Origin of the sequence: Sphingomonas abietis (assembly GCF_027625475.1) — a bacterium.
Taxonomy (GTDB): domain Bacteria; phylum Pseudomonadota; class Alphaproteobacteria; order Sphingomonadales; family Sphingomonadaceae; genus Solisphingomonas; species Solisphingomonas abietis.
On the sequence record NZ_CP115174.1, the window covers coordinates 1,459,546 to 1,481,987 of the forward strand.

Genomic DNA, 22,442 nt, shown 5'->3' on the forward strand with positions numbered 1-22,442 from the left:
TCCCGACGTGAGGAACGGACGGGAATGAAGACGACGAGAAAGCGCTCCAGCGCGGAATTCAAGGCGGTATCGCTGGAGGCGATCCGTGGGGATCTGACGCTGGCGGAACTGGCCGCGAAGCATGGCATCCATCACACGATGATCGCGGCGTGGAAGAAGCAGGCGATCGAGGGGATGGCGACGACATTCTCCGGCGCTGGCGAGGCAACGAAGGCCGCCGGCGAAGCGGAGTTGGATCGGCTCCATGCCAAGATCGGGCAATTGGTCGTCGAACGCGATTTTTTAGCGAAAGCCTCCGGTCGATGAGCGTGGCGCGGAGGCGGGAGCTGATCGAGCCCGCTCACCATCGGCTGTCGATTTCGGCGCAGTGCCGGCTGCTGTCGATCAGCCGGTCGTCCTATTACTATGCGCCGGTGCCCGAGACCGAGGAGACGCTATCGCTGATGCGGGTGATCGACGCGACGTTCCTGGACATGCCGTGGTATGGCAGCCGCCAGATGGTCCGCCACCTGCAGCGCACCGGCCATGATGCCGGTCGCCGCCGTGTCCGCCGCCTGATGGCGAAGATGGGGTTGTCGCCGATCTACCAGCGGCCCCGGACCAGTGATCCGCACCCGCAGTATCGGATCTACCCCTATTTGCTGCGCAAGCTGGAGATTGACCGTCCGAACCAAGTCTGGTGCGCCGACGTGACCTATATCCCCATGCGGCGCGGCTTCCTGTATCTCGTCGCTATCATGGACTGGGCTACACGCAAGGTGCTGGCGTGGCGGCTGTCGAACACGATGGACGCGGGCTTCTGCGTGACCGCTCTGGAAGATGCTCTGGCGCGATTTGGCAAACCGGAGATCTTCAACACCGACCAAGGGAGCCAATTCACCAGTTTCGCCTTCACCAGCGTCCTGCGCGAGGCCGAGGTGCGGATCAGCATGGATGGACGCGGCCGCTGGATGGACAATGTCTTCATCGAGCGTCTGTGGCGTTCGCTTAAATATGAATGCGTCTATCTCAACGCCTTTGAGACCGGTTCGGAGCTGAGGGCCGGCCTTACCCGATGGATTTCCTATTATAACACCCAGCGCCCGCACTCGGCAGTGGCTGGGCGAACCCCGGCCGAGGCCTATGGCAGGGACGACGCTTCTGACCATGGGGGTCATGACCCCCATGGTCAGATCACCCAATTGGCGGCATGAGAAACATCTGGGAGTAGCTTAGCAAAGCCGCCAAACTGTCCAAGTAGGCGGGACCACCTCATAGCGCTCGACCGGCAGCGCCTTCAACGCGGGCTTGTCCAGCGCTTCGAACAGCTGCCGCCGGGTCTGGTTGAGGCAGCGCAGTACACGATTGTCGTTGAGGTCGGCCATGAGCGTACGGATGGCGGCGTTGAGCTCTGACAGGCTGTAGAACGTCCGGCGCCGCAGGCGCCCGAACAACCATCGCTCGACGATGAGCACCGCACGCTCGACCTTGGCCTTGTCACGCGGCTTCCTGGGGCGTGCGGGAAGAACGGCGCTGCCGTAATGCTCCGCCATCTCGGCATAGCTGCGATTGACCCACGGGTCGTAGAGGCAGGCCTTGATGACCGCGACCTTGGCATTGTCGGGTACGAACAGCGCCGGCGCGCCGTCAAACGCTTCGAGCGCGTTGACGTTGACCGAGATCCAGTCGGGCAGCGTCTCCGTCCATGTCGCTTCCGCGTAGGACAGGCTGGAGGCCCCGAGCACAGCCACGAAGATATGCGCGTCGCGCAATTCGCCGGTCAGTCGGTCGACGACGACCGCCACCTTGTCGCCGGCATAGTCCACGAACAACTTGTCGCCAGGCGTGTGGTTCTGCCGCATCGTTACGTGCAGCTTGAGCGCACAGCCGCGGTACACGTCGCAGAAGCGGCTATAGCGATAGCCGTCCGGATACTCCGCAATGTACTCGTCCCACAGGATTTGCAGCGTCACATGCTTGCGCTGCATCTCGCGGTGCAGATGGGCCCAGTCCGGCTCGGGGCACCGCCGGTAGCCGGTTTTGTTGCCCGGTTCCCGATACAGCGCCGCTTCCAGCGCGCCGTCGCTCATGTCCTCGGGCAACGGCCATTCCAGACCGGCCGCCGCGACGCGCTTGAGCGTTTCGCGCACCGTCGACGGCACCGCGCCGACCCGCAACGATATCGCCTTGTACCCCAGTCCATGCTCGAACCGGTATCTCAACATCTCGCGGACACGCCGCATGCTCACCCTTTCCGCCGGCATCAGACGCTCCTTCGGATATGCCCAAAGCAGCGACCCTAGCCCCGCCGACGGACCCCGTTCGACACCACTCCCAAGGGGGCAACATCATTTCGGAATCCGGGGGAGACTATTCCTCGGAACAGGGGGGCGGCATCATTTCGGAATTGGGGGGCGGCTTCCCTCGGAATCTACATGGAAGGTCACAGCCGCCGGGAGGCGGCGAAGGCGTTCGGTCTGAGCCGGGCACGGTGCCGAAGATGTGCGTGTTCTCGCTGCCGCCGGGCTACCGGCACGCGAAGCCGCCGGAGAAGCCGAAGCCGGTTCCGCTTTTGCCGGTCATCGACACTATCCTGCGCGAGGATCGCCTGTCGCCTGCCAAGCAGCAGCACGCCGCCAAGCGGATCTTCGAGCGGTTGCGCGAAGAGCATGGCTATAGCGGGGGCTATACGGTGGTGAACGACTATGTGCGGCAGAGCCGGGCCCGCAGTCGTGAGACGTTCGTGCCGCTGGCACACACGCCGGGCCATGCTCAGATCTCTCAGCGAGGCGTGGGCAGAGATTGGTGGCGTGCGGCAGAAGGTCTATTATTTCTGCATGGACCTGCCGCATTCGGATGCGTGTTTCGTAAAGGCCTATCCGCGCGAGACCACCGATGCGTTCCTAGACGGCCATGTTTCGGCCTTTGCCTTTTTCAGCGGCGCGCGCCACCGCTCGTGTCCTCGGGCAACGGCCATTTCAGGCCGGCTGCCGCGATCCGCTCGCCTTTGAGAACGATCTCAACGGTGCGCGCCGTCAGGCGCACCTCGACCTGCGCGTGGGCATGACGATACGGCACCAAGTAAAAATGCTTCGAAGCTTCAACATGATGATCGATGCCGACTTTGCGGCGGCGCCATCCTGCCAGGACGCATGCTTCAGACGGAAGCGGCTTCCGCCAGGGACAGTCGATCTCCTCAAGCAGCTGACGCCTTCCGGCCTAACCGCCGCATGATCCGGTCGTTGAGCGTGACCCTCATCTCACCGACGGAGCCACGCAGTTCGTCCATGCCGTCCCGGTTCCGGTTGCGCAGGTGCCCGAGCAACAGCGCTCAACCGTGTTGACGCAATTCTCAACTTTTGCCTTATTGCGTGTACGATAGCGCCGTGCTTCGAGGACTGACGTTCCTCTTTCGGATAGCTTCCAGTTGCCGGCCGACAGCTTTTCAAGGACATCTGCAGCCGCCGCTCGCACGGAATAGCCTTGGTTGAGACTTCAAGTCTTCAAGCTGTCTTCCCGAAACCTGCCGCCTCGTTACCCCTCGGCTTGATGCAACATGTGAAGGACGCGTCGGCAACGCCTACGCCGCCGACGCGAGACTGGTCGCTGTTGGGCGGGTCTGCGAGAAAGTTGCTATCATCGCGGAATCGAGCGGCCGGCTGAACAAGAACCCTTGGAGATGCGTGCACCCAAGGCCGATGAGCTGCTCCATCTGTTCGGTCGTTTCGACCCCTTCAGCAACCACACTCATGCCCAGATCGCGGCCTAGCCCGATCACCGCCTTGATGATTGCCCTAGAGGAACGAGAAGACGCGATGTCGGTCACGAACGACTTGTCGATCTTGACCTTGTCGAACCTGAAGCGCTCGAAATAGCTCAACGATGAGTAGCCGACGCCGAAGTCGTCCATCAGAATTTGTATCCCGAGCGCCCGCAGCCGCTCCAACTCAATAAACGTTCGCTCGACGTCGCGTATGACGAGTCCCTCCGTCACTTCGAGCTGAAGGCGGTCTGCCGGCAAACCGGTTTGATCGAGAATGCCGCTAATGGTCGCGGTAAGCCGCCCAGCATGGATCTGAAGCGGAGAGAGATTCACAGCGACGCGAATGTGGGGCGGCCAAGAAATGGCGTCTGTGCAGGCGCGGCGGAGAAGATGTTCACCCAGTTGCCCTATGAAGCCGCATTCCTCCGCAAGAGGGATGAAGACGTCCGGCCCGATCTGTCCTCGCAGCCGGTGCGTCCAACGAGCGAGCGCCTCCACGCTGGTGACCTGCCCGCTTTCGATGGAAAGTATCGGCTGATAGAGGAGGCTGATCTCATCGGCGGCCATCGCTTCGCGCAGATCAGCTTCGAGCATCTGACGGTCGCGGACTTCAGCGTCCATGTCCTGGCTAAAGGCGCACACCGTTCCTCGCCCTGCCGCCTTCGCACGGTAAAGAGCGAGATCGACGCAGTTGCGCAGCTCTCGCAAGGTTACTCCGTCCTCCGGAGTGGTCGCTATGCCGACGCTGGCGCCGATGTAGGCGGTCGCGCGCTCGGTAACGAAAGGTCGCGCCAGACTGGCGACAATAGACCTTGCCACATGATCGGCGCGAAGATGGGGATCTTCCGCGATGAGAATGATCGCGAACTCGTCACCACCGACGCGCGCTACGATGTCGCCTGGGCTGGCGAGGGCACGCAGACGTTCGCCGACATGGGATAGGACCTCGTCGCCAAGAAGATGACCGAATTGATCGTTAACCGATTTAAAGCGGTCCAGATCGATGCCGAGCAGGGCAATCGGCATTTTGGCATCGATTAACCTTTGGAGTCGATCCATGAAGTGCCCGCGGTTGGTAAGGCCGGTCACGGTGTCAAAATGGGCGAGGCGCGTGATCTCGGCTTCGGCCTTCCGGATTTCGGTCAGGTCCTCAGACATGCCAAGGATGTACTGCCGGTCGCGGGTAGGACCGTCGATGACGATTCTGCGCGTGCGCAGATGCACCTCGCCGCCGTCATCGCGAACGAACACGCTTTCGAAGATGCGCGGCGAAGGTGCCTCGAACGCCTCGGTATCGCGGCGGTCGTAGGCATCGCCAAACTCGGGAAAGAGTTCCTTGTCGGTATGGCCGACGATCTCGTCAGCGGTCCGGCCGATGAGGTTCTCGCCGGCTCGATTGACGAGAAGATATTTGCGCGTGATCGAGTCTTTGACGAAGAGCATGGCCGGTAGGTTCGCGACGACGGCGTCGAGAAATTCTCGTTCATGCCTTCGCTCGCGCTCCATTTGGCGGCGTTGACTGACGTCACGGACGATCGCGGCAAAGTCGCCGACCGCTTCCCCTTCGCGCCAGCGGGTAAGCGACAGTTCGACGGGAAACTCTTCTCCGTCTGCCCGAATAGCGCAAAGTTCGACCGTGCTGCCGGCGAGCGCTGCGAACGTAGCGAGGATGGACGCCCTTGAGGCGTATTTTGCTAAGGGCGGTCGCACGATCTTTCTGAAGTAGCGGCCGAGGATGGCGTCGGCGTCATACCCGAACATTGCCTCTGCGCCCTGTGACCAGAAAGTGATACGGCCCTCGTCGTTGACGCAGAGCACCGCATCCGACGTCGTCTGCACCACACGCGACGCAATCTGCCCGACGCGCCGGGCGGCCTGGCTTTCCAGAAGACGCGTAGCGATAGCAGCGAGATCGGCTAGCAGCGCATGTTGGGCGACAGTGATCCCGGACCGGGGAGAGGGCGCGAAGGCACACAGCGTGCCGGCAAAGTGTCCGGACGATAGAATGAGCGGAAAGCCGGCATAGAAGCGTATCCCGCCATCGCGTGTCACTAGCGGATTGGCTTTGAAGCGTTCGTCCTGCGATGCGTCGGGTACTATCAGCGGTTCGGATGCGGCCGCCACGTGGATGCAGAACGATATGTCTCGCGCGGTCTCCGAGAAAACGATGCCGTGACTAGCCTTGAACCACTGCCTCTCGCCGCCGAGTAAGGTGACGGCGGCACTTTCGGCCCCGAGCACCATCGCGGCGAGGCGAGCGATGTCGTCGAACTCGCCGTCCGGTGGCGAGTCAAATATGCCGAGCTTTGCGAGCGTGGTCATGCGCTCGCATTCGGTTTCCTCGTCGAGGGGCAAAGCGGGGTCTGGCACTAGGGAAGCATAGAGGCAGATCCTTTCGAAAAGGTTGACTTGGCCCCTGCGACTATTGTGCGCGTCCCGCGTGTTGATTCTCTCTATCATCGCTTCAGGGAGCACTCTCGCATAATGCGAGAGGCGACTTGGTGTCTTTTAGCCGCTCCTTGACGGATATTTAAGCCCCGCGCCCTATCCCGGCGTTATGAAGATACAGAAAATATGCGGCGGCTGTCGGGACGGGACGGAGTTCGACATTCCGTTCACCATGGCATTCCAGCCGATCGTCGATAGCATGACTGGGCGGGTTTTCGCGCACGAGGCGCTCGTGCGGGGTCTCGATGGATCCGGGGCGCAGGCGGTGCTTTCACGCGTCACCGATGCGAACCGCTATGCCTTTGATCAGGCCTGCCGCGTCAAGGCGATCGAAGTGGCGATGGCGGCGGGCCTGATGGACTCGGACGCGAGGCTTTCGATTAACTTCCTGCCCAACGCCGTCTACTCGCCAATGGCCTGCATACAACTTACGCTTCAGACGGCGAGGACCTGCGGCATGCCGACCGACCGGCTCATCTTTGAGTTCACCGAGAACGAACAGATGGGATCGCCCGAGCACGTCACGTCGATCATCCAGAGCTACAAGCAAGTCGGCTTCTCCGTGGCAATCGACGATTTCGGCGCCGGTCATTCCGGGCTTGACATGTTCGCGCGGTTCGCACCCGACGAGATCAAGCTCGACATGGAACTCATACGTGGCATAGACGGCGATCCGCGCCGGCAGGCCATCGTCCGGGCCATCTCTTCGATGTGCGCGGAACTCGATACGCTTTTGGTGGGAGAGGGCGTCGAGACGGCGTCGGAGGCTAGGGCGCTACGTGCACTTGGCGTCCGCTACCAGCAGGGCTACTGGTATGCGCGGCCGGCGTTTGAAGAGCTGCCGAGACTGACTTCGGGGAGCGTTCTGGCCTGATGGTCCTGCCCAAGAAAGTGGGTTCTCTTGAAAAAGACCGAATCGGGTTGGGACGGGCTGCGGTCTTTCAGTCGATCTTTTGACTCGACGCCTCTGCCGAAGGGAATCGATGAGGCAGATGTTCGCCTTTCGGCTGCATCGAGGGGGTGTGGCACTTTCCGTCGATCGCGTGATCGACGGACTTCAGCACGATGACCGGCAGCGATACGGTCCTTTTGAGGAGGTGCCTCGTGCAAACGACGGCCCCGTTGGACATGCCAGCTTTTGGCAGTCACGGCCGCTTCCAAGCGTACCGCCAAATGTCTCGTACCGGTCGAGCGCGGCCAGCAGCTCGTGGGACACTGCGTAATTGATTTAGCCCCCCTCTTGAATGGTACGAAGTCGTCAAGGCGTTTAAATGCAGGAGGGTGACCGATGTCGATCTATCCAGGGTTGGACGTGAGTGACGAGACGACGCATATCTGCAAGGTCGATACCGCCGATAAAAGTCCGTCTCGGATCTCATGCGTAACGAGCCAGGCGTTGGATGGGCAGCATGGCTGAGGCGGCGTAGAGGAAGGCGGTCGCGGATCGGATGGTCTGCTCGAAGTCCTTCGCTAGGCGACGGTTCCTGTTGAGCCAGGCAAAGGTTTTCTCGACGACCCACCGGCGCGGATGGACGACGAAGCCGGCCTGATCGGCGAATTTGCGCACGATCTCGATGGCGATCGACGTCGCCATGGCGACGCGCGGGCTGGCATAGGCGCTATCGGCAAAGGCGAGCTTCACGAAAGGGTGGCGGCCATGGGACATCTTGAGCAGGGGCACGGCGCCATCGCGGTCCTGCACGTCGGCAGGATGCACCAGCAGTTCGAGTGCCCGGCCATCGGTGTCGATCATGGCGTGGCGCTTGCGCCCTTTCACCTTCTTGCCGGCGTCGAAGCCGCGCGGATCGCCGGCTTCGGTGGCTTTCACGCTCTGGCTGTCGATCACCGCTGCTGACGGCATTGGCCCGCGCCCGACGCGTATGCGATCCATCTGCACGAGATGATGGTTCAAACCCTCGAAGCCGCCACTGTCGCGCAGCTCACCAAACCACCGATAAACGGTGCGCCAAGGCGGAAAACTGTCGGGTAGGAGGCGCCACGGGCAGCCTGCTCGCAGCACATAAAGATCGCGTCGAGTACCTCGCGCCAGCGCCAACGGCGATCCCGCCCTCGATTGCACGGCTTCGGCAGAAACGGCGTGACTATCGCCCATTCCGCATCGGTCAGATCGCTTCCATAGCGTAGCCCCGCGCGGCTATGCAGCGCACGGGCGGTCGGGTTCCACATGATGTCTTCCAGGGCTGGTCTCGCAACCCCCCGGAATCACATCAAGACCCGATCGTCCACGATTACACTACCGTTCTGACACAGCCTCTAATGTGAGTGGTGTCAGTGGGTTAGCTTGACAGCTGCACAGGCCGTTGATTCAGAGGTTTCGCGAAAAACTACCCTGGATCAACGATGTGGACCGATACCGCTCGCGCACAGCATGCGCGAAGCGACCTGGCCTTGCCAAGCGATTTGACCGACGGGGAATGGGCGATAGTCACGCCGTTTCTCCCTCCGCCGTCTGTTATGGGGCGTTCTCGGAAGTGGCCGCTTCGGGGCATCCTCGAGGCGATCCTGTACCTACTGCGCGGCGGTTTGCCGTGGCGAATGCTACCGCCCTGCTTTCCGCCAGTCTCGACCGTGCGGCGCTGGTTCTATCGGCAGATCCGCGACGCGACGTTGGTAGTGGCTGTGAATTTGCCGGCTACCTAATCCGCAGGAGGGACATCGGCTCGATTTCGCCGTGCTCCGCATGACGATGGTTGTACTCAGACCTTCATTTTCCGTGCCGATGACGACAAAACCGGGCGGAACAAGAGACGACGCGCGAAGGGCTTTCTGCATGGCGAACTCCATCAGGAAGCCGCATTCAACCGCACAACTGCATCAAAATTGAGTCAGAGCCCTTTTTCCACGCCGATCCAGACATCGCAGGTTACGCGTGTGATGATTCTCAGCTACATGATTAGTTCGCAATGCGACGGCAGGCTGCTCTCCGTTTCACGCCAACTCCCCCATCGGCGCGAAAAGATCATTGCCGTCGATATCGATGCGCACAGTGGCTTCTTGCCATGCCGACCAACGCGCTGGCCCCCGTCCACGGTCGCGCGACGGCCAATTCCCGCCGGCTCGGCCGAACCTGACAAATCGGGCTTAGACGGTCAGCGAGGCGCGATCCGCATCGGTCAGTTTGCCTGAGAGCCCCGGCACTCCGTCGAGCTGGCGGAGCGCAGAGAAACCGCCGCGTTCCGCACGGTAGCGCACGATCTCGAACCCATGTCCACACAGCGCAGCTACCGAGTCCAGTTCCTCGGCAGTCGCTTCATTGACGTTGATGGCTACCGCCGATTGCTGATCCGTCACTTCTTGATGACCGCGTCGGCCTTCTTATCGATCTTGGCCTCCTCGGCTTTCGACATGCGTCCGGCCTTTACCGCCTGGCTTGCGCGCGCCTTCACGTTCTTGGCGTGCGCCTCGTTCTCGATCGGATAGGCACGCTTTTCAGGCTTGGCGAATTTGCTCTTCGGAAGAGCATCGCGATCGGATTTGGATAGCTTGGCCATGACACGCTCCTTCGGAGCGCAAAATGCGACAGCATCATTTAAGTTCTTGCGGACGAAGTGGTCCTGGCAATGGAAAGCCAAGGCTCCAAAAAAGCAATCAGGCTGCCTCGTCGCCGCCGATGAGTGAAAGCGTCAGCGCATCGCGCTCGCCCCCGAACCAGCGATCTAGCGCGGCGGCGAACAGGGCCTGAGGGCGCGCGGCCTCGCACAAGGTGAGCGAGGATCGCAGCTTTGTCGCATCGATGCCGCCAAACACCGCGACCGGATCGCTGATCGTCAGATCCTGCAGCGCTTGCACACATTCGATATAGCGCGGGCCAAGAATAGGGTGATCGAGATAGGCGCGCGCCTCTTCGAGCGAGCGGATCGCGAAGTGGCGCGCCGTCGCGCTCTGCCCAAGCCCGGCGATCTGCGGAAAGATGAACCACATCCAATGTGAGCGCTTAGCGCCGCGGTGGATTTCGGCAAACGCCGTGGGATAGGCGAGCGTCTGCGCCTCGACGAAGCGATCGAGCGAATGGAGGTCGGGCATCAGACCAACGTTCCTTGCGCTGCCTCCGGCGGAAACACCCGCGTGGCCGGCAAGCTGCCTTTGGGCAGGACGCCGAGCACGTCCTGCGCCGGCACGGTCGCATCGAGCCAGTCTGCCCAGCGATCGCGCGGCAGCGGGATGATCTGGCGGTGGTGATAGGGTGCGACATCTTGGCCGGGTTCGGTCGTCAGCATCGTGAAGGCTTCGCCGAACTCGGGGTCGGCGCGCCAGATGCCGGCAATGCAGAACCAATCGTGATCCTTCATCGTGAATAGCCACTTCGTCTTGCGCTTCTGTCCCGGCAGCGGATCGGTAAATTCGTAGAAGCCGTCGGCCAGGATCAGGCAGCGCCCGCTAGCGAACTCGCGCCCGTCCGAGCGGAAATTATAGACTGGCTTACCACCTTGGCCCGGCCAGCTCCATTTGCGGTTGACCAGCTCGCCCGCTCCGCGCTCGCCATCGATGCTTCGCACGATCGGCGCGGTGTCGCTGATCTTGATGTCGGCGCACGCGGGCACGTTGGGCGTACCCTCGTGCGTCCTGATCTTGATCTTGAGGTCGGAGAAGTCCTCGACGATCGAGGCGATCTCGACTTCGAGTCGATAGTCATTGCACATGATACACCGGCCTTCGATCCCTTGCGACTCAGCGTCGTTCTTGCTATGTTCTTTTCGCCATGAGAGCGACTCCAAAGCCTTTTGACCCCGAAGCACCCGACGGCGCGATGCGTGCCATCATCCGGTACGATTCCGACATGCCGCAAGCAAAAGAGATGGTCGAGGCGACCTGGGGATCCGACCCGCGTTTCAGTTCCGGCGTCTCCTATCGGTTTGTACGCTCGGAAGGGCAGAGCTTCCCGAGAAACCGGTGCCTCGTCCCAGCGTCCGCTTTCGAGATGCAGGTCGAAGGCAAGCGTTATCGCGTCAGCCTTGAGGACGGCAATTTCTTCTATCTGGCGGGTGTGTGGGAGTCAGCTATGGCGGGCTGGCCTTTGGCCTTCCGCATCATCACCGTCGAGGCCAGCCGGGACGTGCTGCGCTATCAGGAGCGGCACGGCGCGATCATTCAGCGCCGCGACGTCTTGCACTGGCTCGACGGCACGCTTCCCGAAAGCAATCTGCTGGTAACGCCGCCGTCGCGGATCTTCGACATTCGCGAAGTCGGCAAGAATGGCGCGCCCTCGGGATCTGACGGCGCTGCACATGTTCGATTTGTTTGACGTACCCATTATCCCCGGCCTTACAGCGGCGCCCGACGCGATCACCGAAATCGAGGAGTCCGCACTGATCGCGCGGATCGATGCGGTGGATCTTAGCCCTTTCCGCTTCCAACAATGGACCGGCAAGCGCCTGACGCGCTCGTTCGGCTGGAGCTATGATTTCGAGACCGGGCGCTTTGCGCCGACCGACCCGATCCCCGATTGGCTGATCCCTGTCCGCGCGAACGCTGCGCGCTTCGCGGGCCTCGAACCTGAAGCCTTGGTTCAGGCGCTCGTCATCCGGTACGACCCTGGTGCCGGCATCGGCTGGCATAAGGATCGGCCGGTATTCGAGCATGTCATCGGCATCTCGCTCGGGAACGCCGCGGCGATGCGATTCCGGCGTCGAACTGAACGTGGATTTGAGCGCCGTTCAGTGCCGCTCGCCCCGCGGTCGGTCTATCACCTTGCCGATGAAGTACGCCACGGCTGGGAGCACAGCATCGCTGCGATGCACGTGCCACGCTGGTCGATCACCTTTCGAAGCCTGTCACAAAGCGACTATCTCGGGGCGGAGCTCCGCAATCTCCGAAGTCCGCGCTCGCCTCAGACACGCAACCGGAGCAAATCCGCACGGTTTGAATTCATTGCCGGAAAACACGCCGCAGGAGAGTGATATGGCCACCGCCCCAGCAGATGCGCTGATCGTCACATGCCCCAATTGTGCCGCGCCCAACTGGGTGCCACAGAATAGGGTGGGCTCGGGCGGCACCTGCGGCCGCTGCAAGAATGCCCTGTTCGCGGCGGCGCCGATCACAATCACCAGTGCGAACTTCGACGCACACGCGTCGCGCTCGGACCTGCCGCTATTGGTCGACTTCTGGGCGCCCTGGTGCGGTCCATGCCGACAGATGGCGCCAGCTTTCGCGGCGGCGGCCAGGCAACTGGAGCCTTGGGTCCGGCTGGGCAAGCTCGACACGGAAGCCGAGCAAGCAATAGCCGCACGCTACCGCGTCCAGTCAATCCCGACGATGATCATGTTCCGCAAAGGCCGCGAGATCGCGCGCCAATCAGGCGCGATCACGTTGAAGTCGCCCAGCAGCACGACGGGAGCGCCGCTGGCCAGCAACCCGGCCGCATGCTCGATCAATCGTTCGAACCACGCCAATTTATAGTCGAACTTCGGTCCCGGGCGTGGGTTGCCGTTCGGCAGATAGAGACCGGCGATCAGGGTGCCATTCACGGCGGCCTCGATGTATCGGCTCTGCGATGGATCAGGATCGCCTGGAAGCCCGCGTCTGGTCTCGTGGATCTCGCCGACCCGGCTCAGCATCGCAACGCCGTTCCAGCTTTTCTGACCATGCCAGATCACGTCATAGCCAAGGTCGCGGATCGCCCTTTCCGGGAACTTCTCCTGCGGCGCCTTCAACTCCTGCAAGACGATGACGTCTGGCTGCTCCTCCTCGAGCCAACGCAGGAGCACGGGAAGCCGGCCATTGACGCCGTTGACGTTATAGGTGGCGATCTTCATCGCGATCCAATCCGCGAAACAGGCTGGCCGTTCCGCGACGGCGGCCGCGACGCGATCGTTCGCGATATCACAGCCGCGTTATCAGCTCGAGGGCATTGGCGGTAGCAGCACCCATGGCAGTGTTGTCGAAGATGCACCAGACGTCCGCCGCGTGCGCCCCGTTTTCAAGGTCGTCACGCAGGATGTCGATCGCGTGCGGTTCGTAGCGGGAATAATAGATCCGAGGCGCGCCGTGGAGGCGATGGTAACGCAGGCCCGGCCAGCCGCCGGGAGCCTCCGCGCCATCCGCGGGCGGCGGATCGGCTGCGACGCGCGCGACATGAAGATCTGCAAGTAGCGTCTCGGCAGGCGGCGCGAACCAGCTCGCATGGCGGGGTTCGCATGCCAGTGGACATGGCAGGCTTGAGCTGAGCGACGCAAACAGGGTTTCCACCTCGCACCGCTGGAAGACGCGGCTGGGTGGAAATTGCACGAGAACGACCCCGAGTTTCCCGCCGAGGCCCGCAATCTCGTTGGCGAAGCGCTCGATATCGGCTTCCGTATGTTCGCCACGACGCGCGTGCGAGATCGTCTTGGGAAGCTTGACCGAGAAGAGGAAGTCGTCGCCGACGCTTGCTGCCCACCGCTCGTAGGTCATGCGGCGATGTGGCCGGTAGAAGGACGAGTTGACCTCGACGGCGTTGAAGCGTGTCGCATAGCGTTCGAGATGGGAGCCTTCCAATGGAAACGCCTCTTGCTCGGCAGCGGGGATGCTCCAGCCGGCTGTTCCGATCCTACAGGACAGGGAGCACCTGATCCGCGCGACCCCATCCGACCAGATCCTTCGACGCAGCACGCTTCAACAGCTCGGCGGCATCGCCGACATGCCAGTGCGCGGCCCCTTCGAGCGTTCGCAGCTCCTCCCAGGTGATCGGCACGGCGACCGGGGCATAGTCACGGGCCCGCGCGCTATACGGCATCACCGCGGTCGCGCCGCGCTGGTTGCGCAGGTAATCGACGAAGATGCGACCCGTCCGCTTCGCCTTGGCGAGCGCCGCCGTGAACCGGTTCGGCTCAGCCTGTGCGAGTACCAGCGCGAAGCGGTGCGCGAAGTCCTTGACCGCCGGCCACTCGGCCTGGGGCGTCAGCGGCGCGATGACATGGATACCCTTGCCGCCGGTCACCATCGGGAAGGTCGCCAGACCCATCTGTCCGAGCAGTTCCTGGACGTGGAACGCAGCCGACACGACATCTTTGAAATCGAGACCCTCGTCGGGATCGAGGTCGAACACCAGCCGATCGGCCTTCTCGACATCCTCGATCCGGGCGCCCCACCCGTGAAACTCGATCGTGCCCATCTGGACGCAGGTGACCAGGCCCTCGGCATCGTCGATGAAGAGATAAGGCTCGTCATGGCCGTCCTTCTCAGCGATGCCGACATGGTGGACATGGTCGCCGAAGCTGCCGGCGTCATGCTTCTGAAAGAAGCATTTTTTGCCGCGTCCCTGCGGGCATCGGACGAGGCTGATCGGGCGGCTGCCGGCCCAAGGCAGCATGATCGCCGCCACGGCCTGATAGTAATCGGCGAGTTCACCCTTGGTGATCTTGCCCTCCGGGAAGATCACGCGCTCGCGGTTCGTCACCCGAACCAACGCCGGTGCCGGCGTCGCGACCTGCGCGACTGGTGCCTCCTTCTCGAAGACGACCGCCTCGGGCTTCTTGTCGAGCCGCAATCCCAGATAGCTGGAATGGCGCAGGACGCCGTCGCCGGTCACCTCCATGAACGCGATCTCGGCGACGAGCTTCGGCTTGATCCAGTGGGCGCCGCGCACCGCCGCGCGCGGCGCCTCAACCGTCGGAGACTCGACCTCGAGCGGCGTCATCAGACCCATCAGCTTTTCGATCTGGTCTGCATTGAAGCCGGTTCCAACCTTGCCGGCATAGCGAAGCTTTCCGTCCTCGTTGACGCCGAGCAGCAGCGCGCGAAACCCGCGCTGCTTGTCCGACGGCGTCCAGCCGACGATGACGAACTCCTGGCGCTTGATGCACTTGGTCTTGACCCAGCTGCCGGAGCGCGAGCCGATATATTTGGCGTCGGCCCGCTTTGAGATCACGCCTTCGAGACCCGCCTCGCAGAAGGTCTCGAACAACTCCTCGCCGCGACCGACGATGTGATCGGAATAGCGGATCTTCTCGGTTCCAGCGCCGATCAGGGCGGCAAGCTTCTCCTTGCGCTGGACCAGCGGCAAGCCCGTCAGATCGTCGCCGTCAAGCTCCAGCAGATCGAAGGCGTAATAGAGGATCGAACCCGGATCGTCCTTGAGCGCGCCTTGCAGTTGCTGGAAGCTCGTCCGGCCCTCGGCGTCCAGGACGACCGCTTCGCCGTCGAGCAGAGCCGATGAGACGTCCAGCGTCGCCGCATCGGCGACGATGGCGGCGAACTTGTCGGTCCAGTCGAGTCCGGAGCGCGTATAGGCACGGCCATCTCCCCCTCCAACCGAGATCAGAGTGCGGTAGCCATCATATTTCATCTCGTGGAGCCAGCTGCTCCCGGCAGGGACATGATCGACGAGCGTCGCGAGCTGGACGGCACGGAAGGGCGGGGGCGTGCCTGCCGTTTTCGCCTTGCGCGGCCGGGTCGCACTGGTCGCGCCCTTCGCAGCCGGCTTGGGCGTAGACGCCTTCGACGCGCGTTTCTTGGGTGCGGTCTTACCGGCCGCGATCTCGGCCATGGTCAGGCCGCTTTCTATTCCGGTCAGGTGGGTCGTCACCAAGTCGTCGGAACCGCCGGCATATTCGTCAGCGATCTTGCGCAGCAGCCAGTTCTCGCCCTTCTCCCGTCCTCTTGGTTTTAGACGGATCATGATCCACTCGCCTTTCATCCGGTGGCCGTGGAGAATGAAGTGGAGATGGCCCTCGGGGATCGTCTTGCGCGGATCCTTGCTGGCGATCGACTCCCAGGTGCCGTTGTCCCACAGCATCACCGTCCCGCCACCATATTGGCCCTTGGGGATGGTGCCCTCGAACGTCGCATAGTCGAGCGGGTGATCCTCGGTCCTGACGGCGAGACGCTTGTCGTCGGGGTCGAGGCTCGGACCGCGTGTCACCGCCCAGCTCAGCAGCACGCCGTCGAGCTCGAGGCGGAAATCATAATGGAGGCGCGTCGCCTCGTGCTTCTGGACGAGGAAGCCGTTGCCCGTTGTCGGTTTGGTCGCGCCGGACGGCTCCGCCGTCTTCGCGAAATCGCGCTTCGCCCGATAGGACGCCAGACTGTCCGCTGCCGATGTCGTCTTGGTCGGGGAACGCGCCATGGTGGGTGCCTTGTGACTGTGTGGCTTTGGTGATCAACGATCGAGCGTGGCGAGTTCGGCGGGACGCAGTTCATAGACGAGCTGGTCCATCGTGCATTGCGCGGGCGCCTTGTCCGGTCGCCACCGCAGGAGACCCGTACCATGGTGGAAGCGCTCGCCGGTGACTTGGTCGTAGGTCACCTCCACGACGAGTTCGGGACGGAGCGGCTCCCACTCGCTCTCCCGACCGTCGTTCCAACGACTTGGGCCGCCCGGCGCCTTGCCGGTGAAGCCGGGTGCTTCGATCAAGGGCGCGAGCTTTGCCGTCAGCGCATCACGCTCGGACGCGGCGATGGCCGAGGTGAAGCCGACATGGTTCAACCGGCCCGTCTCGTCATAGAGCCCGAGCAGCAACGAGGCGACGCCGCCGCTCCCATCCTTGGTGCGGCGGAAGCCGCCGACAACGCAGTCGGCCGTTCGGTGCTGTTTCACCTTCAGCATGGCGCGCTCGCCGGGACGGTAAGGGTCCTCGATCCGCTTGGCGACGACACCGTCGAGCGCCCCACCGCTTTGCGCCAGCCATGATCGCGCGGCCTCGATATCCCCGCAGGGCGACAGCAGAAGCGACGGACCATGATGTTTGGCATGGAAGGCCTCAAGCGCGACGCGGCGCTCGGCGAGCGGCTTCGCCATGAGATCGCTGCCGTCGAGACCGAGGCAGTCGAACAACATCAGTTGCGCCGGCGTTTCGCGCGACAGTTTCGTGATCCGGCTTTCCGCGGGATGGAGCCGCGCCTGGAGCGCGTCGAAGGACAGGACATCTCCGATCGGCAGGATGAGCTCACCGTCGAGCACGAATTGCCGTGCCGATATGTCGGCGATCAGCGCGACGATCTCGGGGAAGTAGCGCGCGAGCGACTTGCCGGATTTCGACAGGATCTCGATCCCGCCGCCATCGCGAAACACCAGGGCGCGGAAGCCATCCCATTTGGGTTCGAATTGCCAGCCGGGTTCGTCCGGCAGCTCGGCGACGAGCTTGGCTTCCATCGGCGCCAGAGCCGCGGTCATGATACGCTGGAGGCCATTGCGATCTCTCCTAAACCCGTCGCGAGTTATCAAATCCTGACGGAGAGTTTCGGTCCCTCCCGCGTTGTCGCCTCATGCCTTCGAGTGTGATTCAGACCTTCGACTATGACGACGGCGAACAGCGGTTGATCGTCCGGTTCGTGAGCGGGCTGGTCTACGCTTACGCAGGCGTGCCCGCGGAGATTGCGGCCGGACTTCGCGAGGCGTCGTCCAAAGGGCACTATTTTACCGAAAGCATCCGGGATCACTTCCCCTTTACACGCTTGCGTGGCGGGGTGGACCGTCGGGCATTAGGGCGCGGTGACGCCACACTTCACGAGGAGCGATAACATGGCGGCACGTCCCTATTGGCGAGGCCAAATCCGCCTCGCCCTCGTCTCGATCCCGGTCGAGATCTATTCGGCGACGAAGAGCGGCGCTGCGGTCGCCTTCCACCAGATCTATGAGCCCACCGGCCAGCGCATCAAATATGAGAAGACGGTCCCAGGCATCGGTCCGGTCGACGTCGAGAAGATCATCAAGGGTTTCGAATATGAGAAGGGCGAATATGTCCTCCTCGACGAGAAGGAGATCGAGGGGGTCAAGCTGGAGAGCAAGAAGACGCTGGAGCTGACCCAATTCGTTGACAGCCACGACATCGATCCGATCTACTTCGAGAAGCCATACTATGTCGTGCCGGCCGACGATCTCGCCGAGGAGGCGTTCGTCGTGCTGCGCGAGGCCTTGAAGCGCAGCCACAAGATCGGGCTCGGCCAGCTGGCAATGAGAGGCCGAGAATATGTCGTCAGCATCAAGGGCTGCGGTCGCGGCATGATCATGGAGACGCTGCGCTACGCCGACGAGGTCCACAAGGCGGCGAGCTATTTCCGCGACATTGGCGACACCAAGCCCGATGAGGATCTGCTCGATCTCGCCCAGACGCTGATCGACAAGAAGACCGGCAAGTTCGACGCGAGCGAGTTTCACGACCGCTACGTCGATGCGCTGAAGGATCTGATCGAGAGAAAGAAGAAGGGCAAGACGATCACCATCGAGGATGATAAGGGCAGCGATCCGCGCGGCAGTAATGTCGTCGACCTGATGGCGGCGCTCAAGAAGTCGCTTGGAACCGGCGGAGGGAGCGGAGCGGGCGGAGGCGAGAAGGCGCCCGCGAAGAAGCCTGCGGCAAAGAAGGCAGCTCCCGCCAGGAAGGAAGCCGCCAAGCCAGCAACCAAGGCGCCGGCGCGCAAGCGTGCCTGACCGCGGTGCGCTATTCGGGGACGGGGCCCCAGCCGATGAAGATGCCATTGCATTCGGAGAGGGCGCGATTACGCTCTGGGCCAATCTGCTGACGCTCATGGCGACCCATCTATGCGAGCAGGGTACGCCGAAGGCCGAGGTCCTGGATATGCTCACCTTGCTGCAGGACACGAACGAGGCGACGATCCGCTCACCTCGCGCCAAGGCTTCGGCGGCGAGCCATCTGATGGCGGTCTATACGGCGCTCGAAATCAGCTAGACGGCGGAGCAGGAATGGCGCTCACCGACGAAGACCTGCGCGAAGCCGCCAGTCACCGCGGGCTGAAGCTCATCAAATCGCGCAGGCGCAAACCGGGCGTTGGCGACTTTGGTTTGTTCGGCCTGGCCGATGCATCCGGGAAATCGCTCTTCGGGGTTGGCGATGACGGCCTGACCGCTACGGCCGACCAGATCGCCGAGTTTCTTCGCAAGGGCGAGGCGTCGACATGGGCGGCGTCCGCCAAAAGCACGCCAGCGCGTTCGAAGCCGGGGCCATCACGGGATGCCACGCCGGAGGACGAGGATGCAGCGTCGGCTATTCGCCCCCGTCGGCGTACGTCGTCGCGCGCATCGACTGGGCAAGAGACGCCGCAACGAACGGCTTCGGCAGACGTCGAGCCCGCCGCACCGGCACGTACCAAGCGGCCGTTTTCTGAAAAGCACCCCACACGCGAGCGCACTGCCGAACCGAAGCGCGAGCCCAAAGCCGAGTCTGAGCCCGAGCTAGTGATCAGGGTCGCACGGCCGGCCGATGCAGATGCTCTTCGAAATCTACTCGAACCCGCTGGTTTCGACGGCAGCGCGCCGGATATGGAACGTGCCATCACGGCAGCGGCGGCGCGCAAGGAGCCGATATGGATCGCTGATCGCGGCGGTGTCGTGGGATGCCTGGCTTGGCACATCGTCCCGACCATTCGGGGCGACGGAATGGCGCGCATCACGCTGATCACCGTGGATGAGGGCAATCGCAGGCGCGGGATCGGTCGCGCGCTTTACGAAATGGCAATGTCGGAATTCAGAAAGCGAAAGGTTCAAGTTGTCGAAGCGATGAGCGATATCAAGGTTCGCAACGCTAATGGCTTTTATCGCGCGCTCGGCCTCAAGCAGGCCAGCTACCGCTTCGCCATCGATATTTGATGCTGCCCAAGTCTTCACATCGGCGCGGGCAGGCCCATATTGCCTGTGAGTTCAACAGCATTAAAGGAGTGGTCGAATGTTTCATCGTCTTATGCCGCTCGACCGGCACATCACGGGTTTCGACAGCTCCATCGGAGTGATCGGCGCCTGAGGTGCCACTGGCGACTGGTTCGTCGATGCGAGCCAGAAATAGGTCGTCCGCGACGCTTGTCGAAGCGGCTGACAATGGAAGGGCCGCCCACCGGGGCGGCCTTTTTTATGGAAGCCGGCCCATTTCGGGCGTGGTTCTCGCAACTATCCCGAGCGGGCTGTCCGCCGGAGGGGATCAAAGGCCTCGTCCTGCGCGCGGAGTTCGTCCACAAACGCTAATGGCCCGCCGGAAGCTGTCCCTACCGCTCGCAAATAAGATCCGGGAGCTTGCCGACGGGCATTGACTATTGGTCGACCCAAAGCAGCTATCTCGCGCCGCTAGTTCGCAGGGCCCTTGACCGGCAGGATTGATACCCGACAGTGCGGTTTGACGGCGCTCCGACCTTGATCACGGGCATCAGTGGAACGGGTCTCTCGCCATTTTGCTCGCGGGGGCATAGACGGCAGGCATGAAGGATCAGGATGAAGCGCGCGTCGACCGTTTGCTCGACACACCCGATTTAGCCGACGCGCTGGAGAGCGACCGGTTCAAGCAGTTTCTTGATCAGGTGCCGATCGCGATTGCGGTCGCGGAGCTCAAACCGCGCGAGCACATCGTCTACGTCAATCTCGAATGCGAACGGCTGACCGGCAGAAGTGCACCGGATCTGGAAGGACAGCACTGGCGCGAACTGTCCGGCGAGGCGGTTGGTGCCGACGATGGCCGCCAGCTGAGTGACGCTATCGTCGACGATCACGAATATGTCGGCATCTTCGCACTCGATCGGGCGGAAGGCGGTTGCGAGGCGCACGTCTGGTCGAATGTCATCGAGGATGATCAGGGCGAGCCGGTTTTCCGCCTGATTGCGCTGGCCGACGCCTCGCAGCACAGCGGCGACCGCGAAGCGCTCGAACGCCGTGTCGAAGAGCGGGATTTCCTGCTGCGCGAGCTGCAGCACCGCGTGAAGAACAACCTGCAGATGATCACCGCGCTGATCCGGCTCGAGGCACGTAACCTGCCTGAGGACGGGGAGCAGGACAGGCGGTTTGATCGCCTCGCGGGCAGGGTCCAGGCGCTTGCGCTGCTCTATGACGCGATGTTGGTGGAGCATGCAGTCGACGGCATCGACCTCGGCATCTACCTTAGCCAGATCGCATCGGCGGTGATGCGCGCGCATGGTGTCGAGGGGATCCGTCTGGATCTTAAGGTCGACACCTGGCCGGTTTCGGTCAATGTCGCGATGCCAACCGGGCTCGTCGTCAACGAGCTCCTGACCAATGCCCTCAAACACGCCTTTCCGGAGGGCCGCGGTGGTACGGTCACGCTCCACAGTCTCGTTGACGACAAGGGCTGCCGGGTGGTCGTCGCCGATGATGGCGTTGGTCTGGCGGAGGGCGCGCAATGGCCGAAGCCCGGCAAGCTTGGCGCGATGATCGTCCAGTCGCTTCGCCAGAATGCCCGCGCTGAGCTCGACGTGGAATCGCAGCCTGGCGAGGGGATGCGCGTGGCGATCACCTTCAGGCGCGCCGACGCGGCTCCCCCTTCGGCCGAATGATCCTGATGCAGCGATCGCTCGTCGATACGCTCGAACTGCGATTTATTCCGCATGGTTCGGTCAGGGGCCGAGGACGTACACCGCGCTATCGTCACGGGCTGTATCCGGGCCGGTGCCGGGCGGGCGGAACAGTTTGCTTCGCATGTCGTTGTGCCCGCCACGGCGTGGCACAGGGCAGGACATGACACAATCCGGGCAGTCGCTGGGCCGCAGCAGTCGATTTGAGCTGCTGGTTCAAAGTGTTACCGATTATGCCATCTATATGCTGGATCCGTATGGCAGGGTGACGAGCTGGAACCCGGGCGCTCGCCGTTTCATGGGATATGAGCCAAGCGAAATATTCGGCGAGCATTTTTCCCGTTTCTACACGCCCGAGGAGCGCGAGCATGACATACCCAGGATCGCACTGGAAACCGCCGGGCGCGAGGGGCGTTACGAAGCCGATGGCTGGCGCGTGCGCAAGGACGGCAGTCAGTTCTGGGCGAACGTGGTTATCGACCCCATTCGCGATCCTAACGATGCAGTGCTGGGTTTTGCGAAAATCACCCGCGATCTGACGGACCGCCGGGCGGCGGAAGAGGAGCTTCGCCGGAGCGAAGAGCGCTTCCGTCTGCTCGTTCAGAGCGTCACCGACTATGCGATCTACATGCTGGATCCGGATGGACGGATAAGCAGCTGGAACGCGGGAGCGGAGCGTTTCAAGGGCTACACTACTGAAGAGATTCTGGGCGAGCACTTTTCGCGCTTCTATTCCGAGAAGGATCGGCAGGCCGGCATCCCGCGTATCGCTCTGGAGACGGCCGAGCGGGAAGGGCGCTTCGAAGCCGAAGGATGGCGGGTGCGCAAGGATGGCTCGCGGTTCTGGGCAAGTGTGATCATCGACCCTATCCGCAATGAGAATGGTCAGTTGCTCGGCTACGCCAAGGTCACGCGCGATCTCACCGAGAAACGTGCGATCGAAGATCAGCTTCGCCAGTCGCAGAAGATGGAAGCCGTAGGCCAGCTGACCGGCGGTCTGAACCGC

Annotated in this window: 20 protein-coding genes and 5 pseudogenes; 13 read left to right on the forward strand and 12 right to left on the reverse strand. The window is 62.5% G+C overall.

Annotation, left to right across the window (positions count from 1 at the left end):
- Positions 1-24 precede the first annotated feature (24 nt).
- Positions 25-1,193 (forward strand): IS3 family transposase gene (locus PBT88_RS07020; RefSeq protein ID WP_270078489.1). Its coding sequence is split into 2 segments (ribosomal slippage): positions 25-286 and positions 286-1,193, totalling 1,170 coding nucleotides; the frame shifts between segments, so codons are not numbered across the junction.
- Between the two features lie 60 nt (positions 1,194-1,253).
- On the opposite strand, the pseudogene istA reads toward PBT88_RS07020, so the two are convergent.
- A pseudogene (gene istA, locus PBT88_RS07025) lies at positions 1,254-2,222 on the reverse strand (IS21 family transposase); the annotation flags it as partial.
- 192 nt (positions 2,223-2,414) lie between these two features.
- Here istA and PBT88_RS07030 point away from each other — a divergent pair.
- Positions 2,415-2,921, forward strand: a pseudogene (locus tag PBT88_RS07030) (IS21 family transposase); the annotation flags it as partial.
- On the opposite strand, the gene PBT88_RS21150 reads toward PBT88_RS07030, so the two are convergent.
- Together PBT88_RS21150 and PBT88_RS07035 are read right to left on the reverse strand one after the other, a co-directional pair.
- A complete protein-coding gene (locus PBT88_RS21150; RefSeq protein ID WP_407696555.1) occupies positions 2,914-3,183 on the reverse strand; it encodes a Mu transposase domain-containing protein in 270 nt (89 codons plus the stop codon). The pseudogene PBT88_RS07030 and the gene PBT88_RS21150 overlap by 8 nt on opposite strands.
- A gap of 376 nt (positions 3,184-3,559) precedes the next feature.
- A complete protein-coding gene (locus PBT88_RS07035; protein WP_270078490.1) occupies positions 3,560-6,064 on the reverse strand; it encodes a sensor domain-containing phosphodiesterase in 2,505 nt (834 codons plus the stop codon).
- A gap of 241 nt (positions 6,065-6,305) precedes the next feature.
- On the opposite strand from PBT88_RS07035, the gene PBT88_RS07040 reads away from it, so the two are divergent.
- Positions 6,306-7,064 (forward strand): EAL domain-containing protein, encoded by a 759-nt coding sequence (locus PBT88_RS07040; protein WP_407696556.1) that lies wholly within the window; start codon positions 6,306-6,308, stop codon positions 7,062-7,064.
- A 501-nt stretch (positions 7,065-7,565) separates the two neighbouring features.
- Here PBT88_RS07040 and PBT88_RS07045 read toward each other — a convergent pair.
- A protein-coding gene (locus tag PBT88_RS07045) for an IS5 family transposase (RefSeq protein ID WP_270078492.1) occupies positions 7,566-8,377 on the reverse strand; the annotation gives its coding sequence in 2 pieces (ribosomal slippage) (positions 7,566-8,215 and positions 8,215-8,377; 813 coding nt in all).
- Between the two features lie 174 nt (positions 8,378-8,551).
- Here PBT88_RS07045 and PBT88_RS07050 point away from each other — a divergent pair.
- Positions 8,552-8,797, forward strand: a pseudogene (locus PBT88_RS07050) (transposase); the annotation flags it as partial.
- Between the two features lie 495 nt (positions 8,798-9,292).
- On the opposite strand, the gene PBT88_RS07055 reads toward PBT88_RS07050, so the two are convergent.
- From PBT88_RS07055 to PBT88_RS07070, 4 genes are all read right to left on the reverse strand, one after another.
- Entirely contained in the window at positions 9,293-9,502 is a 210-nt protein-coding gene (locus PBT88_RS07055) for a ComEA family DNA-binding protein (protein WP_270078493.1), read from the reverse strand.
- Positions 9,499-9,702 (reverse strand): hypothetical protein, encoded by a 204-nt coding sequence (locus tag PBT88_RS07060; RefSeq protein WP_270078494.1) that lies wholly within the window; start codon positions 9,700-9,702, stop codon positions 9,499-9,501. The genes PBT88_RS07055 and PBT88_RS07060 overlap by 4 nt, the downstream gene beginning before the upstream one ends.
- A gap of 97 nt (positions 9,703-9,799) precedes the next feature.
- Positions 9,800-10,234 carry a DUF1810 domain-containing protein gene (locus PBT88_RS07065; RefSeq protein ID WP_270078495.1) on the reverse strand — a complete coding sequence of 145 codons (435 nt, stop codon included), beginning with the start codon at positions 10,232-10,234 and terminating at the stop codon, positions 9,800-9,802.
- Entirely contained in the window at positions 10,234-10,851 is a 618-nt protein-coding gene (locus PBT88_RS07070) for an SOS response-associated peptidase family protein (protein WP_270078496.1), read from the reverse strand. The genes PBT88_RS07065 and PBT88_RS07070 overlap by 1 nt, the downstream gene beginning before the upstream one ends.
- Positions 10,852-10,958: 107 nt before the next feature.
- On the opposite strand from PBT88_RS07070, the gene PBT88_RS07075 reads away from it, so the two are divergent.
- Genes PBT88_RS07075 through trxC form a run of 3 tightly spaced genes read left to right on the forward strand, consistent with a single transcriptional unit; the run spans position 10,959 to position 12,607 of the window.
- Positions 10,959-11,453, forward strand: coding sequence for an SOS response-associated peptidase family protein (locus tag PBT88_RS07075; RefSeq protein WP_270078497.1), 495 nt, complete (start codon positions 10,959-10,961; stop codon positions 11,451-11,453).
- Positions 11,437-12,108: an alpha-ketoglutarate-dependent dioxygenase AlkB gene (locus PBT88_RS07080; protein ID WP_326521572.1), complete on the forward strand. Its 672-nt coding sequence runs from the start codon at positions 11,437-11,439 to the stop codon at positions 12,106-12,108. The genes PBT88_RS07075 and PBT88_RS07080 overlap by 17 nt, the downstream gene beginning before the upstream one ends.
- 1 nt (position 12,109) lies before the next feature.
- Positions 12,110-12,607, forward strand: a complete 498-nt coding sequence (gene trxC / locus PBT88_RS07085; protein WP_270078498.1) for a thioredoxin TrxC — start codon at positions 12,110-12,112, stop codon at positions 12,605-12,607.
- Here the strand turns inward: trxC and PBT88_RS07090 are convergent.
- The 4 genes and pseudogenes from PBT88_RS07090 to PBT88_RS07105 form a co-directional block, all read right to left on the reverse strand.
- A pseudogene (locus PBT88_RS07090) lies at positions 12,502-12,963 on the reverse strand (exodeoxyribonuclease III); the annotation flags it as partial. The gene trxC and the pseudogene PBT88_RS07090 overlap by 106 nt on opposite strands.
- 67 nt (positions 12,964-13,030) lie before the next feature.
- Complete coding sequence (locus PBT88_RS07095; protein ID WP_270078499.1) at positions 13,031-13,798, reverse strand: DUF72 domain-containing protein; 768 nt, start codon at positions 13,796-13,798, stop codon at positions 13,031-13,033.
- Positions 13,737-16,253, reverse strand: coding sequence for a DNA ligase D (ligD, locus tag PBT88_RS07100; RefSeq protein ID WP_270078500.1), 2,517 nt, complete (start codon positions 16,251-16,253; stop codon positions 13,737-13,739). Before ligD ends, PBT88_RS07095 begins: the two co-directional genes overlap by 62 nt.
- Positions 16,254-16,286: 33 nt before the next feature.
- The gene (locus PBT88_RS07105; RefSeq protein ID WP_270078501.1) at positions 16,287-17,300 is read right to left on the reverse strand and encodes an ATP-dependent DNA ligase; all 1,014 of its coding nucleotides are present in this window, start codon (positions 17,298-17,300) and stop codon (positions 16,287-16,289) included.
- 104 nt (positions 17,301-17,404) lie between these two features.
- Here PBT88_RS07105 and PBT88_RS07110 point away from each other — a divergent pair, with 104 nt between their 5' ends.
- From PBT88_RS07110 to PBT88_RS07135, 6 genes and pseudogenes are all read left to right on the forward strand, one after another.
- Positions 17,405-17,647, forward strand: a complete 243-nt coding sequence (locus PBT88_RS07110) for a KTSC domain-containing protein (RefSeq protein WP_270078502.1) — start codon at positions 17,405-17,407, stop codon at positions 17,645-17,647.
- A 1-nt stretch (position 17,648) separates the two neighbouring features.
- Entirely contained in the window at positions 17,649-18,557 is a 909-nt protein-coding gene (gene ku / locus PBT88_RS07115) for a non-homologous end joining protein Ku (RefSeq protein ID WP_270078503.1), read from the forward strand.
- Complete coding sequence (locus tag PBT88_RS07120; RefSeq protein WP_270078504.1) at positions 18,550-18,816, forward strand: hypothetical protein; 267 nt, start codon at positions 18,550-18,552, stop codon at positions 18,814-18,816. Before ku ends, PBT88_RS07120 begins: the two co-directional genes overlap by 8 nt.
- Before the next feature lie 14 nt (positions 18,817-18,830).
- Positions 18,831-19,733, forward strand: coding sequence for a GNAT family N-acetyltransferase (locus tag PBT88_RS07125; RefSeq protein WP_270078505.1), 903 nt, complete (start codon positions 18,831-18,833; stop codon positions 19,731-19,733).
- Positions 19,734-20,332: 599 nt separating this feature from the next.
- A complete protein-coding gene (locus PBT88_RS07130) occupies positions 20,333-21,418 on the forward strand; it encodes a sensor histidine kinase (protein ID WP_270078506.1) in 1,086 nt (361 codons plus the stop codon).
- A gap of 181 nt (positions 21,419-21,599) precedes the next feature.
- Positions 21,600-22,436 (forward strand): annotated as a pseudogene (locus PBT88_RS07135) (PAS domain-containing protein); the annotation flags it as partial.
- Between the last annotated feature and the right edge of the window lie 6 nt (positions 22,437-22,442).